General features: G+C 72.0%; 14 protein-coding genes. 8 read left to right on the top strand and 6 right to left on the bottom strand.

Annotation, left to right across the window (positions count from 1 at the left end; translation table 11 throughout):
* The first annotated feature begins 19 nt into the window (after nt 1-19).
* Nucleotides 20-1,873 carry a GMC oxidoreductase gene (locus tag ACZ516_RS26835; RefSeq protein ID WP_469011971.1) on the top strand — a complete coding sequence of 618 codons (1,854 nt, stop codon included), beginning with the start codon at nt 20-22 and terminating at the stop codon, nt 1,871-1,873.
* Nucleotides 1,874-2,015: 142 nt separating this feature from the next.
* Here the strand turns inward: ACZ516_RS26835 and ACZ516_RS26830 are convergent, their stop codons facing one another.
* Nucleotides 2,016-3,107: an LAETG motif-containing sortase-dependent surface protein gene (locus ACZ516_RS26830; RefSeq protein WP_469011970.1), complete on the bottom strand. Its 1,092-nt coding sequence runs from the start codon at nt 3,105-3,107 to the stop codon at nt 2,016-2,018.
* A gap of 271 nt (nt 3,108-3,378) precedes the next feature.
* Between ACZ516_RS26830 and ACZ516_RS26825 the strand changes: the two genes are divergently transcribed.
* The 3 genes from ACZ516_RS26825 (at nt 3,379) to ACZ516_RS26815 (ending at nt 5,694) form a co-directional block, all read left to right on the top strand.
* The gene (locus tag ACZ516_RS26825) at nt 3,379-3,741 is read left to right on the top strand and encodes a hypothetical protein (protein ID WP_358911390.1); all 363 of its coding nucleotides are present in this window, start codon (nt 3,379-3,381) and stop codon (nt 3,739-3,741) included.
* 140 nt (nt 3,742-3,881) lie between these two features.
* Complete coding sequence (locus tag ACZ516_RS26820) at nt 3,882-4,703, top strand: hypothetical protein (RefSeq protein ID WP_469011968.1); 822 nt, start codon at nt 3,882-3,884, stop codon at nt 4,701-4,703.
* Nucleotides 4,704-4,887: 184 nt separating this feature from the next.
* Nucleotides 4,888-5,694, top strand: a complete 807-nt coding sequence (locus ACZ516_RS26815) for a hypothetical protein (RefSeq protein WP_469011966.1) — start codon at nt 4,888-4,890, stop codon at nt 5,692-5,694.
* Nucleotides 5,695-6,034: 340 nt separating this feature from the next.
* Here the strand turns inward: ACZ516_RS26815 and ACZ516_RS26810 are convergent, their stop codons facing one another.
* Entirely contained in the window at nt 6,035-6,379 is a 345-nt protein-coding gene (locus tag ACZ516_RS26810) for a chorismate mutase (protein WP_361088411.1), read from the bottom strand.
* A gap of 479 nt (nt 6,380-6,858) precedes the next feature.
* On the opposite strand from ACZ516_RS26810, the gene guaA reads away from it, so the two are divergent.
* On the top strand, nt 6,859-8,445 hold the full coding sequence (guaA, locus tag ACZ516_RS26805) for a glutamine-hydrolyzing GMP synthase (protein ID WP_358696880.1): 1,587 nt from the start codon (nt 6,859-6,861) through the stop codon (nt 8,443-8,445).
* Between the two features lie 94 nt (nt 8,446-8,539).
* On the opposite strand, the gene ACZ516_RS26800 is transcribed toward guaA, so the two are convergent.
* The gene (locus ACZ516_RS26800; RefSeq protein WP_469011963.1) at nt 8,540-9,019 is read right to left on the bottom strand and encodes a pyridoxamine 5'-phosphate oxidase family protein; all 480 of its coding nucleotides are present in this window, start codon (nt 9,017-9,019) and stop codon (nt 8,540-8,542) included.
* A gap of 297 nt (nt 9,020-9,316) precedes the next feature.
* Here ACZ516_RS26800 and ACZ516_RS26795 point away from each other — a divergent pair, with 297 nt between their 5' ends.
* Nucleotides 9,317-10,582, top strand: coding sequence for a hypothetical protein (locus ACZ516_RS26795; RefSeq protein ID WP_361088444.1), 1,266 nt, complete (start codon nt 9,317-9,319; stop codon nt 10,580-10,582).
* A gap of 244 nt (nt 10,583-10,826) precedes the next feature.
* Complete coding sequence (locus ACZ516_RS26790; protein WP_469011962.1) at nt 10,827-11,372, top strand: DoxX family protein; 546 nt, start codon at nt 10,827-10,829, stop codon at nt 11,370-11,372.
* 14 nt (nt 11,373-11,386) lie between these two features.
* On the opposite strand, the gene ACZ516_RS26785 is transcribed toward ACZ516_RS26790, so the two are convergent.
* Entirely contained in the window at nt 11,387-12,199 is an 813-nt protein-coding gene (locus ACZ516_RS26785; RefSeq protein WP_361088424.1) for an SDR family oxidoreductase, read from the bottom strand.
* 199 nt (nt 12,200-12,398) lie between these two features.
* Between ACZ516_RS26785 and ACZ516_RS26780 the strand changes: the two genes are divergently transcribed.
* Complete coding sequence (locus tag ACZ516_RS26780; RefSeq protein ID WP_469011960.1) at nt 12,399-13,274, top strand: helix-turn-helix domain-containing protein; 876 nt, start codon at nt 12,399-12,401, stop codon at nt 13,272-13,274.
* 257 nt (nt 13,275-13,531) lie between these two features.
* On the opposite strand, the gene ACZ516_RS26775 is transcribed toward ACZ516_RS26780, so the two are convergent.
* Entirely contained in the window at nt 13,532-13,768 is a 237-nt protein-coding gene (locus tag ACZ516_RS26775; RefSeq protein ID WP_469011959.1) for a hypothetical protein, read from the bottom strand.
* Nucleotides 13,755-15,131: a PspC domain-containing protein gene (locus tag ACZ516_RS26770; protein ID WP_469011957.1), complete on the bottom strand. Its 1,377-nt coding sequence runs from the start codon at nt 15,129-15,131 to the stop codon at nt 13,755-13,757. The genes ACZ516_RS26775 and ACZ516_RS26770 overlap by 14 nt, the downstream gene beginning before the upstream one ends.
* Nucleotides 15,132-15,233 lie beyond the last annotated feature (102 nt).

The following is a 15,233-nucleotide window of genomic DNA, read 5'->3' as shown; positions in this document are numbered from 1 at the left end:
TTCTGAACGAGGAGAGTCAATGCCACAGGAGAGCTCTGCCAAAACCCGGGCGGGCGACGGCACTTCGTACGACCCGGACCGCGACCAGCACAGTGACTACGACTATGACTACGACGTCATCGTCGTGGGCAGCGGCTTCGGCGGCGCGGTGTCCGCGCTGCGGCTGACGGAGAAGGGCTACCGCGTCGGCGTGCTCGAAGCCGGCCGCCGCTTCACGCGGGCGACGCTGCCCAAGAACTCCTGGGACCTGAAGAACTACCTCTGGGCCCCGGCCCTCGGCCTGTTCGGCATCCAGCGCATCCATCTGCTCGGCAACGTGATGGTCCTGGCCGGAGCCGGGGTCGGCGGCGGCTCACTGAACTACGCGAACACGCTCTACGTACCGCCCGCGCCGTTCTTCGAGGACCCGCAGTGGAAGGACATCACGGACTGGCAGGACGAACTGAGCCCCTACTACGAGCAGGCCAAGCGCATGCTCGGCGTACGGCTCAACCCGACGACGACGCCCTCGGACGTCCATCTGAAGGCCACCGCCGAGGAGATGGGCGTCGGGGACAGCTTCCACATGGCGCCCGTCGGGGTCTTCTTCGGCGACGAGGACGACGCGGACGGCACGTCGACGGCGCGGCCCGGCGCGGAGGTCCCCGACCCCTACTTCGGCGGCGCCGGCCCCTCCCGGCGGGCCTGCGTCGAGTGCGGCGAGTGCATGACCGGCTGCCGGCACGGCGCGAAGAACACCCTCAACGAGAACTACCTCCACCTGGCGGAGAAGGCCGGGGCGGTCATCCACCCCATGACGTCGGTCGTCGCCGTCACCGAGGACTCGCGGGGCGGCTTCGCCGTCGCCACCCTGCCCACGGACGACCGGCGCAAGGGCAAGGGGCGGGTGTTCAAGGCCCGCAAGGTCGTCATCGCGGCCGGTACGTACGGCACGCAGACCCTGCTCCACCGCATGCGGGACAACCGCCTGCTCCCGCACCTCTCGCCGCGCCTCGGCACGCTGACCCGCACCAACTCCGAGGCCCTGGTGGGCGCCCAGACCACCGACCGCCGCTACCGCAAGCGGCACGGCGCGCCGAAGGCGGACTTCACCCGGGGCGTCGCGATCACCTCGTCCATCCACCCGAACGCGAACACGCACATCGAGCCCGTCCGCTACGGCAGGAAGTCCAACGCCATGGGCACCCTGACGGTGCTCCAGGTCCCGTACAGCGCACGGGGCGGCAGGGCGCGGGTCGCCGGCTGGCTCGGCAACGTCGCCCGCCATCCCTCGCTCCTGGTCCGCTCGCTCTCCAACCGGCGCTGGTCGGAGCGGACCATCATCGGGCTGGTCATGCAGTCGCTCGACAACTCCCTGACCACCTACCGCAAGGAGAAGGGCCTCGGCAAGGGCCTGCTCACCGCGCGGCAGGGCCACGGCGCCCCCAACCCCGACCAGATACCCGAGGCGACGCGCGCCGCGACCCTCCTGTCCAAGGAGATCAACGGCTTCGCGGGTTCGAACATCGGTGAGCTCATGGGCACCCCGCTGACCGCCCACTTCCTCGGCGGCTGCCCCATCGGCGACTCACGCGACACCGGCGTCATCGACCCCTACCACCGGCTCTACGGCCATCCGGGCATCTCGGTGGTCGACGGCGCCGCGATCTCCGCGAACCTCGGCGTGAACCCGTCCCTGACGATCACCGCGCAGGCCGAGCGGGCCATGTCGTTCTGGCCCAACAAGGGCGACGCGGACCCGCGTCCGGCGCAGGGCCGGCCGTACGTGCGGATCGCGCCGGTGGAGCCGAGGACCCCGGCGGTCCCGGCGGACGCCTTCGGCGCGCTGCGGCTGCCGTTCCTGGGGATGCCGGCGGTGCCGCCGAGGAAGTGACCGTCCCGCCGGGACGCGGCGGCCCCGCCTCGATGCCGGCGGTGAGCGATACACGTAAGGACCTGCGCCCCCCTCCGAGCGCAGGTCCTTCCGCGTGATCAGGTGCCGCTGTGCCGCGTGCGGCGGTGTCGGCCGCCACGGCTCACGCGGCGGTGTCGGACTTCCGGCGGCGTACGACGAGGACCGCGCCCGCGCCGACGACCACGGCCGCGCCCCCGACGAGGGCGATGGTCGGCAGCGCCGAGCTGGAACCGGTCTCGGCGAGGCTGCCGCCCACCGGAGCGTCGGTCGCGGCACCCTGCGGCCGCTCCGTGCTGGAGGTGGGCTTCACGGTCGGGGTCACGGTCGGCGTCAGGCTCGGCCCCGGGGTGCCCGGCCTGTTGCCCTGGTCGCCGCCCGGCCTGCCGATCGTCAGCGGCTCTTCCGAGAACGAGGTGTGGGTGCAGTCGAGTTCGGCGTCGACGTACTCGCCGACACCGATCGTGTAGGCCTTGCCGGCCGGGGCCTTGGCGCTGATGTCGACGCGCAGCTTGATGTCGACCGTCTCCTCGGCGCCCAGTTCGACCACGTCGAAGGCGAGGCCGCCGTTCTTCTCGCCGTCGATCGAGTCCCAGGTCTTGGTCTCGGCGTCGAAGAACTGGAGGTCGGTGTACTCGCTCAGCCAGTCCTTGTCGGAGTGGCCGTCCGTCTCGTTGTCCACGGACGTGATCCACTTGACCTCGCCGAGCGGCTCGTCCGTGGGGTTCGTGACGCTCAGCTCGAACGGGTGCCATCCGCTGCCCGCGGTGATCTTGCCGGGCACACCGGAGAGCTTCAGCTCCAGCTCGGAGTCGCGGTCCACGCCGTCCTCGTCGACCGGGCAGTCGGCCGGCTTCTTCCCGTGGTCCCCGTCCAGGACGTCGGCGTCCCGGGCGGCGTCCTCGGCGTCCGCCGCGTCACCGGCCGGCGCCTCGGGCTCCCTCGGCTCCTTCGGCTTCGGGGACTTCTCGGACGGGGGCTTCGGGACGGCGGGGGTGCGGCCCGGCTTGTACGTCGGGTCGGCCGGGGTCCGCGGGGCCCTCGGGGCGGGCTCGGACGTCTCGGTGGCCGCGTCGGTGGGCTCGGGGGTCACCGCCGGCGTGGCCGGACCGCTGGTCGACGCGGCCGACGGAGCGGTGTCCCCGGCCGCGGACGCGCTCGGGGCCGCGAGGAGCGACAGCGGCGCCAGGGCAGCCGTAGCGGCCGCTGCTGCCATGGCACGGCGAAGCTTCATGAAGAACCCCAAGCTCGGCTTGTGTGACGGTTGTTACCGCATGCGTGACCTGTGTTACTGCATGCATGACCTGTGATCCCGGTGAATGGTTGTCCTCGCTCCACCGGATTCCTCGTGTGGTGTGGGTCACATCGCTTGTGCCGTCGTGACGGGGTGCCGTAGAACTGCCCCCGCCCGCAGGCCGGTGGAGCCGATACGGCAGGGGGCGCAAGGCGCGCTCGGGGGATCGCGGGGATCACGGGAGGGGAGAGCGTTGGCCATACCCGATGAGGTGTGGGAGAAGTTCGAGAAGGACAGCGAGCGGGACATCCGCTCGTCCGCGCCGAAGGAGCCGTCCGCGCGGGCCCGCATGGTGGCCGAGAGGCTGCGGCGCCTCGACGAGGAGGCGGCGCGCGAACAGGTGCGGCGGGCGGGGCGGTTGCGCCGCAGGCGCGCGCGGCGCGATGCCGAGTCGGTGCGATGGCGGCCGGACGACTGGCGCGCGGCGCCCTTGGGCCCGCACCGTGACGCACGCTCCGAGCGCCGTCGCCGGGCCTGGAGCGTGGTGATCGTGGTCGGCTGCATGGCGCTGGCGATCGCGGTGCTCAGTCCGTTCCGCTTCTACCTGTGGGGCTGAGCGCCTCCGGGGGTGGTTTCTGAGAGAACCCCGAGGTCACTGCCGTGGAACCGGGAGCGATCTTCTTCCGTCGTAGCAGTGGTGCGAGTGACTCCGCACCACGGGACGTACAGGCGAGCGGGAACGGGGAGCGGGGAACAGTGGGGGCAGGGAACGTGAAGTCGGCGGTGTCGCGGGCCGTGGTGGCCGTGTCGATCGTGGCGGCCCTCGGCGCGACCGCGGCGTGTGGCGGAAGCGGCGACGACGGCAAGAAACCGGCCAAGTCGGGCGCGGGCTCCGCGAAGGGCGGTTCCGGCGGGGCCGCCCGGCTGGAGAAGGCGGCGCTCACCACGGGTGACGTCAAGGGCTACCGGGCCGAGGACCCGAAGGACCTTGACGCCCCCGACTCCGCGGCGTCGGCCGCCGGGACGGCGTCCCCGACCGTGTGCGCCCCGCTCGCCGCGCTGCTCGGCACGGGCCCCGGCGTCGGCCCCGGTGCCGTGCCGAAGCTGAAGCCGGAACCGGAGCAGCGGGTCAGCCGCGTGCTGACGCCCTCCGGCGGCAAGGACCTGACGACGACGAACGTCGACCTCTACGCCTACGACGGTGCCGGCACCGGGGCCGAGCGGGTCATGGCCGGCCTGGGCGCGGCGCTGAAGTCGAAGAAGTGCGCCGCCTTCCGGGTCGGCGACCACCGCTACGTCGGCGTGCAGTCCCTGCCCGCGCCGGACAAGGGCGACGCGGCCATCTCGTACGAACTCGCCCACCGCAAGAGCGAGTACATGGCGCGGGAACAGCTCACGGTCGTGCGCGAGGGCGGCACGCTCATCGTCTTCGACGCGTCGAACATGTACGACCCCCAAGGCGTCCAGGACGACCGGGAAGCCGAACGGGAGGGCATGAAGGGCATCGGGACGCCCAAGGCGGACGACGATCCGAAGGTGGCGCCCGTGCTCGTGGACGCGCAGCTCCGCAAGCTCTGACGCCCCGCGCCTTCCCGCGCGTCGCGTACGGCCTTCTCGACCTTCGCGGCCTTCTCGACCTCTCTGCCTTCTCGACGGTTTCTGATCGTTATGCGAATCGCTGGCGAAGGCGGCGAGTTTGCCGCTTTCATTTCGTCTCGGTGGGGGCCTGTCGCCCTCGCCGTGCGAACTGAAGGCAGGAAACGTGAAGTCAACTGTGTCCCGGGCCCTCGTGGCGGCATCCGTCACGGTCGCGCTGGGGCTGACCGCGGCGTGCGGCAGCGACGACGACCCCGAGAAGCCGTCGGAGCCGGCCAAGTCGGCGCAGAGTACCGGGAACGCGAAGGATCCCGAGGGTTCGAAGGACCCCGAGGACGCGAAGGGCCCGGCGGAGTCGGACTCGGGATCGGCTGCCGAGGGCGGCGGGAAGTCGACCGCGCTGTCCTCCGCCGACCTGGAGAAGGCGGTGCTCGCCAAGGGCGATCTCAAGGGCTACCAGGTCAAGAAGTTGTCCCCCGCCGACATGCCCGCGCAGACCGTGCCCGCCGACCGGGCCGAGTGCCAGCCGCTCGCGGACATGTTCATGTTCGCCACCGACCCGGCGTCGAAGGCGCGTACCGGCCGGAGCATGACGGGCCCCGACGAACTCGACGCCACGGTCATCACGCTCGCCCTCCTCGCCCACGAGCGGGCCGACGCCGAGAAGGTCATGACCGGCCTGCGCACGGCCACGCAGAGGTGCGAGGCGTACGAGCACGCCGGTTCCAAGTACCGCGAGGTCGCGGCTCTGGACGCCCCGAAGAAGGGCGACGAGGCCGTCTCGTACAAGGTCGTGGGTCTCATCGAGGGCCAGAAGACGCCGATGAGCTTCACGGTCGTGCGCAGCGGCTCGACGCTCGCGGCGTTCTACTCGATCAACCTGCTCAAGCCGGAGGAGTTCGGCGTGCCGGCCAAGGTCGTCGACGCGCAGGTCGCCAAGCTGGAGAAGAAGCTGGAGAAGCCGCACAAGTAGCGGGGGAGGGGGGAGGGGGGCGAGGGGCTCGGAGGTCGGGACGGAGGCCGGTCGGCCCCGGGCGTCCCCGGAGCCGACCGTTCTCTTGGGTGACCGGGCTGCTGTCCCCTGCCGTCCGGTCACATCGCCGGAGCGAGGTCCCACGGCGCACGACATCATCCGTACGCCTCATCGCTCCAGCGCAGCCACGCGTGGTTCTTGCGGGCCCGCACCTGGCTGACGCGGACATCGGGACCAACGAAGCCCGCCGTCCACGGGTCACGCGCCGTACGGGTGAGAACGGATCCGAACTCAGGTCCATCCGATCCCTGACCGGCAGGGTTCCCGGGCCCGGGGCGGCTCAGACGCGGCCCCGGCACAGCTCCAGGAGCGTCATCGCGAGCGCCGTGCCGGGCCTGCCGAGCGCGTCCCTGTAGTGGCCGAGGACCTCCATCTCGCGGGAGAGGTTCACGCGGCGCCCGCCCGAGGCGATGCGGGCTTCCTGGATCACGGCCGAGACGGCCATCCGCTCCTGGACGAGACCGATGATGTGGGCGTCGAGCGCGTCGATCCGCTCACGCGCGTTCTCGATCAGGCCGGCGGCCTCGGGCGTGCGTGCGCCGGTCTCCTCGCCGGTGGCACGGGCGGGGGTGGCGACGGCGGCGGCAGCAGTGGCGGCGGCGGCAGCGGTGGCGGTGGCGGTCATGAGGGGCTCCTGGATTCCTGTGGTGCTCGGGTGCGGAAGGTACGGATGCCCCGGAGCCACAAGGCCACGGAATGACAGAGCGCCCCGGGCCTTGTCGGCCCGGGGCGCCTGGGAAGTCGCTTGTCAGTGGATCAAGCAGCTCGACCATGGCAGCCGGCGGGCCGGTTGCCATAGGTAAAGAGGAAGGCGAGGTGCTTGGTCACGGCCTCAGTATGCCCCCACGCGGCCCCGCCGGGTCAATCGGGGCGGGCGGGCGGCCCGGATATTGAGACACACGCCCGGTCCCGCCCTGCTGCTTGCGAGGTGCCTCGGCCCGGTGGACGGGCGGGGCCGTGGGAGGGCCCGTCGCGGGCGGCGTCGTCACGTCCGTCGGATGTGACGAAGGAGGGTCCCGCCGAGCCCGGTAGAATCGACAAAACAGACCCCCTGCACACGCACTGAGCCTCTCGCTCATCGCTCAACGCCGGAAGGCCGCCGCCGTGCCATCAGCGCCCCACGCTGCCGCCGCTCCCGACACCGTTCTGGTCGTCGATTTCGGAGCGCAGTACGCCCAGCTCATCGCCCGTCGCGTCCGTGAGGCCCGGGTCTACAGCGAGATCGTGCCGAGCACGATGCCCGTCGCGGACATGCTCGCCAAGAAGCCCGCGGCGATCATCCTCTCCGGTGGCCCCTCCTCGGTGTACGCGGACCACGCGCCCACCGTCGACCGCAGCCTCTTCGAGGCCGGCGTCCCCGTCTTCGGCATGTGCTACGGCTTCCAGCTGATGGCGACGACTCTCGGCGGCACCGTCGACAACACCGGTGCCCGCGAGTACGGACGTACGCCGCTGGCCGTCTCCAAGGCCGGCTCCACCCTCTTCGAGGGCACCCCCACCGAGCAGTCGGTGTGGATGTCGCACGGCGACGCGTGCAGCGCGGCGCCCGAGGGCTTCACCGTCACCGCGTCCACGGACGTCGTACCGGTCGCCGCCTTCGAGGACGACGAGAAGAAGCTGTACGGCGTGCAGTACCACCCCGAGGTGATGCACTCCACGCACGGCCAGCAGGTCCTGGAGCACTTCCTCTACCGCGGCGCCGGCCTCAAGCCGGACTGGACGACCGGCAACGTCATCGACGAGCAGGTCGCCGCGATCCGCGAGCAGGTCGGCACCCGGCGCGCCATCTGCGGTCTGTCGGGCGGCGTGGACTCCGCCGTCGCCGCCGCTCTCGTGCAGAAGGCCATCGGCTCGCAGCTGACCTGCGTGTACGTCGACCACGGCCTGATGCGCAAGGGTGAGACGGAGCAGGTCGAGAAGGACTTCGTCGCCGCGACCGGCGTCCAGCTGAAGGTCGTCGACGCCCAGGAGCGGTTCCTGAACGCGCTCGCCGGGGTCTCGGACCCCGAGGAGAAGCGGAAGATCATCGGCCGCGAGTTCATCCGGGTCTTCGAGCAGGCCCAGGCGGAGATCGTGGCCGAGGCCCCGAACGACCAGCCGGTCGAGTTCCTGGTGCAGGGCACGCTCTACCCCGACGTCGTCGAGTCCGGCGGCGGCACCGGCACCGCGAACATCAAGTCCCATCACAACGTGGGCGGCCTCCCCGAGGACCTCGAGTTCAAGCTCATCGAGCCGCTGCGCAAGCTGTTCAAGGACGAGGTCCGGATGGTCGGAGCCGAGCTCGGCCTGCCGGACGAGATCGTCCAGCGCCAGCCGTTCCCGGGCCCCGGCCTCGGCATCCGCATCGTCGGCGAGGTCACCAAGGACCGCCTCGACCTGCTGCGCGAGGCCGACGCCATCGCCCGTGAGGAACTGACGGCGGCCGGCCTCGACCGCGACATCTGGCAGTGCCCCGTCGTGCTGCTCGCGGACGTCCGCAGCGTCGGCGTCCAGGGCGACGGCCGCACCTACGGCCACCCGATCGTGCTGCGGCCCGTCTCCTCCGAGGACGCCATGACGGCCGACTGGACCCGCATGCCGTACGACGTCCTGGCGAAGATCTCGACGCGCATCACCAACGAGGTCGCCGATGTGAACCGCGTGGTGCTCGACGTGACGTCGAAGCCGCCGGGGACCATCGAGTGGGAGTGACCTGACCGCCAGGGCCCAGCCCAAGGTCGGGCCCAAGGTGTGCTGAGCGCCGGTGGCGCCCCTTCACGGACATGAAGGGGCGCCACCGGCGTTCTCATGTCCGCCGGGTCGTACGCACCGGGGCACCCGGCTTCCACATCTGCACCGCCAGATACCGCTCGTCCTCGACGTAGGTGCGGACCACCTCCGTCAGCTCGGCGCGGAAGAGGTGGAACGCGTCCGGGTCCGGCGGGTTCACCGCGTCCGCGTAGCGCGCGACGGTGGCCGCGTCCCGCACCTCCACGGCCCGCCCCGCGATCCGCACGTCGCCCCCCGCCATCTCCGTGCCCGGGCCGGGGTTGGCCTGGAGCGCGAAGCGCGGATCGCGGCGCAGGTCGAGCGCCTTGAGGGAGCCCGGCATCATCCCCAACCACAGCTCCCCGTGCAGGAAACGCACTTCAAGCCCGGTGGTGCGCGGTGAACCGTCCTTGCGGAGAGTGGCGAGGATGTGGTGAGTGAAAGCGCCGAAGCGCTTCTCGACGGTGGCGGCGAAGTCGGGTTCCGCCGCGACGAAGGCTTCCCAGTTGAACGACATGCGCCAAGTCTGCACCACATACCAGACACCTTCTGTCGCCTTTTGCCGCTCGGTCGGAGGTGCCGCGCGTGCCGCCGTCTTGTGACGGCATCGGACCTGCTGACCTGCTGACCTGCGGTGTCGGGGTGTCGGTCGGCGCCCGCGCCCCGCTCGTCAACGCGCCACTGTCCCGTTCACCCCCGCTGACCTGACCCGCGGGGCCTGTTCGCCCTCGAGTGCGGCACAATTCCCTTTCGCTGCACGGAAGTTCATGGCAGGCCCGCAGGGGCTTCGAGGGTGGGGAAGGCGGCGTACGCGGTGGCGGTGCAGGTGGCGAGAGAGGGCGCGCACGGGGGCGGATGCACGTGCGGCGGCTGCCCGCACGGAGCGCGTGAAGGACACCGGCGCGCCGTGGCCGCGTTCCTGGCCCGGCGCGACGAACTGGCGGCCGGACAGGGCCTGCCCGCAGCCGTCGCGCACTCGGCGGGCGCCTCGCGACAGTGGGTGTCGGACGAGCTGGCCCAGTCCGCGCGGGACGTCGCCGAGCGCGGGAGGTCCGAGGGGGAGGCCTGGCGGCGACGCCTGTGGACGCGCACCCTGGGCGTCGTCTGGGGCGCCTGCGGCGTCCTGCTCCTGGCCCAGGCGCTCACGGCGATCGGCGGCGGCTGGACGGCCGCCCGCACGGCCGGCCTCCTCGCCGCCCTGGTCCTGGGCGGCCTGCTGACCGGCGCGGCGTATCTCCACCGGGAGCGCGGCGGCGTCCTCGCGCCCCTCATCGGCGAGGACAACCGGCTCTCCACCTCGCGGGTCGTGGCCGCCTGCTGGGTGCTTCTCGTCGTCTTCTCGGTGCTGGTCCTCGCGGGCCGGCTGGCCGTGACCTCGCGGCACGGGCAGCGGGACGAACTGATCGCCGGCCTCGAACTCGGCCGCGCCGCCGGTGTGGTGACGGTCCTCGCCGTGGTGTGCGCGGTCGCCGTCCTCGTGCGCAGAGTCGTCGGCCTGCGGGTCCTGGGCCAGCGGTTGCAGAAGGTGCCCGCCGTCCGGCCGCGGGCCGCCGACGCGCTCACCGACGACGCGGGCCGCGGCAGCTTCACCGACACCCAGTACGTCCTGGTCACCGCCGTCGCCGTGACCTTCGCCGCCGTCCGCCTCGCACGGCGGCCCGAGCAGCTGCCCGATCTGCCGTGGGGCCTGGCCGTTCTGGTCCTGGTGTCGGCCGCGACCTACCTCGCGGGGAAGTACTCCGAAGGCGGCCGCCCTGTGATCCTCTCCGTCGTCCGCGCGCGGGAGGTCGGCGACCTGGACGCGCCGATCCGCACGGGCGACGACATCGAGATCCGCGGCGCGGGCTTCGTCCCGCCCGGCGCGGGTGGCGCCGACCGGCTCGCCCGCATGGTCGTGCGCATCGGAACCGTGCACGTCCACGTGCCGCTCGTGCCCGTGCCGGGCGGCTTCAGCAATCCGGCCGACACGACGCTCACCGTGCCCGTCCCGGTCGACGTGGAGCCCGGCCGGGTCGACGTCCAAGTGATCACTGCCGCCGGCCTGGAGACCAACCGCGTCACGATCGACGTCACGGACTGAACCGGCGCCCGCCATGGTCCTAGGTGACCCGACGAACCGTCTCGGCTGACACATCAAAGCCTCCCCGGGCCTCTTGGCCGATGCCACTGAATTCCGCAGCGCTCCGTGAACAGTCGCCTCTTCTCGTACGTACGGTCAGGTGACGGGTCAGGCGGCTGGTCAGGCGGGCCGGGTGTCTGGTCAGGCGGTTGGTCGGGCGACTGGTCAGGCGGCTGGACCGGTGCCTGGTCGAGTGACGGGGTCGATGGGAGAGGCGGGGAACAGCCATGGCTCACGGCATGCGGACGGACCGCACACCGGTCACACCGGGCGGGACGACTGGCGGGAGCCCGCCACCCGATACGCCCTGCTCCCCCTGCGGATCTTCCTCGGCATCACCTTCCTCTACGCCGGTCTGGACAAGCTCACGGACAGCTCCTTCATGCGGGCGGACGGCGTGGGCTCGATCGGGGCGATGATGCGGGACATCCGCGACATCTCCGCGATCCCCGCCCTGGTCGACCTCTCCCTCAAGAGCCCGGTCGGCTTCGGCTACGCCCTCGCCCTCGGAGAACTGGCCGTCGGCATCGGCACCCTGGCCGGGCTGTTCACCCGGGTCGCCGCGCTCGGCGGCGCGCTGATCTCGCTCAGCCTCTGGCTGACCGTCAGCTGGTCCACCGAGCCCTACTACTACGGCAACGACCTGGCGTACCTGATGGCGTGGCTGCCCCTGGTGCTCGCCGGCGCCCCGGTCTTCTCCCTCGACGCCATGCGCACCGCCCGCCGCCGAGACTCCCGGGACGCCCCCTGACCGGGGTGAGGCAGTCAGACCTCGCGTGACGGCAGGACGGAGATCTGCGCCAGATTGACGTGGCGAGGGCGGCTGACGGCGAAGGCGATCACTTCGGCGACCTCGGCCCCGCTGGGTATCTTCTCGAGGGAGTCCATGGCTTCCTGGACGGCGGCACTGATGGCGGGGTCGCCGATGTGGTCGCGCAGCTCGGTGTCGACGGCGCCGGGCTCGATGTTGGTCACCCGCACGTCGCCGGGAGCGAGTTGAGCGCGAAGGTTGCGGGAGAGGTGACTGAGGGCGGCCTTGCTCGCGGCGTAGCCGCCGAAGCCGGGCAGGACGGTCTGCGCGGCCACGGACGAGATGGTCACCAGGTCCGCGTGGCCCCGGTCGGCCGCCGCGGCGAGCAGGTCCGGCACGAAGGCGTCCACGACGGCCCAGGCACCGGTGACGTTCACCTCGATCATGCGCCGCCAGTTGGTACCGGCGGCCTGGCCGAGAAGGTCGGGCAGGGCGAGGCCCGCGTTGTTGACGACGAGGTCGACACGGCCGAAGCGTTCCCGTACGCGGGTGGCGGCGTCCGCGATCGAGGCGGGCTCGGTCACGTCCGCCGGGACGGCGAGCGCGGTACCGCCGGCCGCTTCGATGCGCGCCACGTGCTCGGCCAGGCGATCACCGCGCCGGGCCAGCAGGGCGACATGGGCTCCCTGCGCGGCCAGCAGATCCGCGGTGGCCTCGCCGATGCCACTGGACGCTCCGGTCACGACCGCCACCCTGCCCGCAAGGGGGCGGGCGGACGAGGTGGTCTGCGGCGCCGTCGTGGTCGTGGTCGTGCTCGTCGTGGTCATGGTGCTCTCCGGTTGTGCGTGCGGGTGCGCGTACGCGCGTGCGTCTGTCTATGGGGGCGGTGCCGGTTGGCGATCTCGACTCTGCTCGGAGCGCGCACGCCTGCCCAGGGCTCTGCTCGACCCTGGGTCTGGCAGAACCAGGCTTGGCCGACACTCGCCTCTTTGGTCGACACTCGAGTCCTTGGCCGACACTTGAGCCATGGACTTCCGCACCGAACTCGCCACGTTCCTCCGGTCCCGGCGCGCCCGCCTGCGCCCGGAGGACGTCGGCGTACGCCCGTTCGGCGGTCGGCGGCGCGTGCCCGGTCTGCGCCGGGAAGAGCTGGCGCAGTTGGCGGGCGTCAGCGTCGACTACTACGTACGGCTGGAGCAGGGCCGGTCCCAGAACGTCTCCGACAGCGTCCTCGACGCGGTCGCCAGGGTGTTGCGGCTCGATGCCGCCGAGCGCGCGCACCTGGGCCACCTGACACGTGCCCTGCGCGACGCGCCCGCACAGAACCTCGCCCCGCAGCCGGTCCGCGCCGGCATCCAGGTGCTGCTGGGGGCGCTCGACGAGGTGCCCGCCTACGTCCTCGGCCGGCGCCTCGACATCCTGGCCTCCAACCGTCTGGCCCGGTTGCTGTTCGGCGACTTCGACGCCCTGCCCGCCGAGCGGCGCAATGTGGCCTGGCTGCACTTCCTCGACCCGGATGCCCGAGAGCGGTACCCCGACTGGGAGCAGACGGCTCGCGACACGGTGGCCGCCCTGCGCATGGACCTGGGCCGCTATCCCTGCGACGACCGGCTGTGCGGCCTCCTGGGCGAACTCTCCGTCCGCAGCGACGGCTTCAACCGCCTGTGGGCCGAACACCATGTACGGGAGAACTCCCACGGCCCCCAGCGCATACGCCACCCCGCCACCGGCGAGCTGCCCCTGCTCCGCGAGACACTCCGCCTGCCCGACGAGCCGGACCAGACCCTGGTCACCTACGTGGCGGAACCGGGGTCGCAGGCCCACACAGCGCTCAGCGCACTCGCAGGTCGCGTCCTGGTCGGCGGCGGACCAGGCGGGCACGGGCCGCTGCCACGGAACTGACCGTCCCGGCCACCCGACAGCCGTGCCGTCGATCCCCTCCGACGACGCGTGCCGTACCTGGTGGCTGTGCACGTCGTACCAAGCCGAACGATGTCCCGCCCCGACCCGCCACGCACGCCCTGGAAGGTGACACCACCGGCCTATCCCCGGACGTGTCCCTGGCCGAGGCGCCGACCCTGACCCCCTTGCCCCCTGGCCACGAACCTCGCGCCGCCGGCCCCTTGTCGGCCCTGTCGCCTGCCTCTCGGCCCTGGCCCTCAGCCCTGCCGCTCCCCGTCTCTGGAGTGGCCGTGCGCTTGGGCGGCGCCGCGCGGTCTTATGCCGTGGATCGCCGCCGTCACGCCCGCGAGCAGCAGGCCGGCCATCACGAGCGGGGCGGCGACGAACCACGGCGCTTGCCAGGCACCGCCCACGTCGCCCGCGTAGATGACGGCGACGGTCAGCAGGGAGAGGCCCGCCACCAGCTTTCCGGGGTGGAATTCATGACGCAGCACGGGTCACCTTCGCTTGTCCGACGCCCACTTCGAGCCGCAGATCGATCGTGCCGCCGTCCTTACTGCCCGAGGGCGGTTTCAGCGTCACGTCTTTCTCGCGGTCCGGAGCGACGTCCAGGTCCTTGTCCTTGTCGTTCGGCAATCCGAGGGCGCCGAGGCCCACTTCGGCGTGCAGCCGCACGGTGGCGTCCTTCGGCACGATCACCCGGAGGTCGCCCATGCCGACCTCGGCGCTGGTCTCCAGCGTCCGTCCCTTGCCGACGTCGATCCGGCTCAGGTCGAGCCTGCCGGTGCCAAGGCCCACCTCGTAGCGGGGGCGGACGTCCGCTGCCGATCCGGGTATCCAGTCCGCGCGGGCGTAATTGGTGGTGATGTTCTCCGGCAGGGCCGCCGCGCCCGCCAGGAGGCCGGCCGTGAGTACCGCGAGCACGATCGAACCCGCCCCGGTCCGTCCCAGGAAGGCGCTGACCGCGATGCCGAGGCCGAAGACACCGAGCGCGCATGCCAGACCGGTCTGCAACGTCGTGCCGAGCGGGTGGTTCTCCCAGGTCAGGCCGGTGCCGAGGCCGCCGGCGAGCAGGGCGAGCAGGAAGACCCGGCCGCCGATCCCGCGCGGGCCGCGCGGTCGGGGCGGCGCGGGCGGCGGGGCGGCCGCTGCCTTGGCGCGCGGCACGCCTTGGTGGCCGCCCGTCGGCTGATAGGCGATGTCGAGACTGGCGGGGCCCCAGAAGTAGGAGGGGGAGCGCTCGTGCGCCCCGTCCTTGGCCATGGGATCCCGCCACCAGGAAGGCCCGCCGGCGACGGGCGGCGCCTTGGCCTCCGGCGGCGCGTCAGCCGCGGCGTGCGCGGTGACCGGGGCGGGGTCGAGGGCCCCGCGCTGCTGAGACCAGTACCCCGCGCCCGCGAGGAGAAGGGTGAGGACAGCGGCGAAGGTGAGGGCGCCGCCGTTGTTCAACAGTGTGAGGAAGACTCCGCAGCCGACGAGCGCGAAGAGCACGGCCGTCAGCGCCTGGCCGTCCACCCGGCCGGAGAGCAGCCTGCGCGCCTCGTTCTCCTCCTCGTCCTCATACGGCACGAAGAGCCAGGCGAAGCCGTAGAACACCAGGCCGAGGCCGCTCGTGATCGACAGGACCATGAGACCGATGCGGAAGATCACCGGGTCCATGTCACAGTGCCGCCCGAGACCGGCGCACACTCCGCCGAGCTTCTTGTGCCGGCGGTCGCGGCGGAACTTCAGCACCTCCGCGGGCCGGCCCGCTTCCTCGCGACTGCCCGCGGGACCACCCGGCTCGCCGTACGCGTCGCGCACGGCGGCGTGGAGGGCGGCCTCGGTCTCCGTCTCGGCGGGCTGCTGATCTGTCATGTGTCCATGGTGACTGCCGCGAGCCCGCCGCGGCAGTCGGGACGACCCTGGCCCGACCCTGATATCGCCCCTGAGACGACTCGGGCCACACCCCTGACAGGG

Source organism: Streptomyces sp. NPDC034037 (genome assembly GCF_055575715.1).
The sequence above is the reverse complement of the archived record's forward strand: the minus strand, read 5'-3'. Positions and strand labels throughout refer to the sequence as shown.

Excerpts from the sequence above, each read along its gene's own strand:
- ACZ516_RS26810 (WP_361088411.1), bottom strand. The coding sequence starts at position 6,379 with ATGACCGCCACCGCCACCGCTGCCGCCGCCGCCACTGCTGCCGCCGCC.
- ACZ516_RS26785 (WP_361088424.1), bottom strand. The coding sequence starts at position 12,199 with ATGACCACGACGAGCACGACCACGACCACGACGGCGCCGCAGACCACC.
- ACZ516_RS26800 (WP_469011963.1), bottom strand. The coding sequence starts at position 9,019 with ATGTCGTTCAACTGGGAAGCCTTCGTCGCGGCGGAACCCGACTTCGCC.
- ACZ516_RS26830 (WP_469011970.1), bottom strand. The coding sequence starts at position 3,107 with ATGGCAGCAGCGGCCGCTACGGCTGCCCTGGCGCCGCTGTCGCTCCTC.
- ACZ516_RS26835 (WP_469011971.1), top strand. The coding sequence starts at position 20 with ATGCCACAGGAGAGCTCTGCCAAAACCCGGGCGGGCGACGGCACTTCG.
- ACZ516_RS26790 (WP_469011962.1), top strand. The coding sequence starts at position 10,827 with ATGGGAGAGGCGGGGAACAGCCATGGCTCACGGCATGCGGACGGACCG.
- ACZ516_RS26780 (WP_469011960.1), top strand. The coding sequence starts at position 12,399 with ATGGACTTCCGCACCGAACTCGCCACGTTCCTCCGGTCCCGGCGCGCC.
- ACZ516_RS26770 (WP_469011957.1), bottom strand. The coding sequence starts at position 15,131 with ATGACAGATCAGCAGCCCGCCGAGACGGAGACCGAGGCCGCCCTCCAC.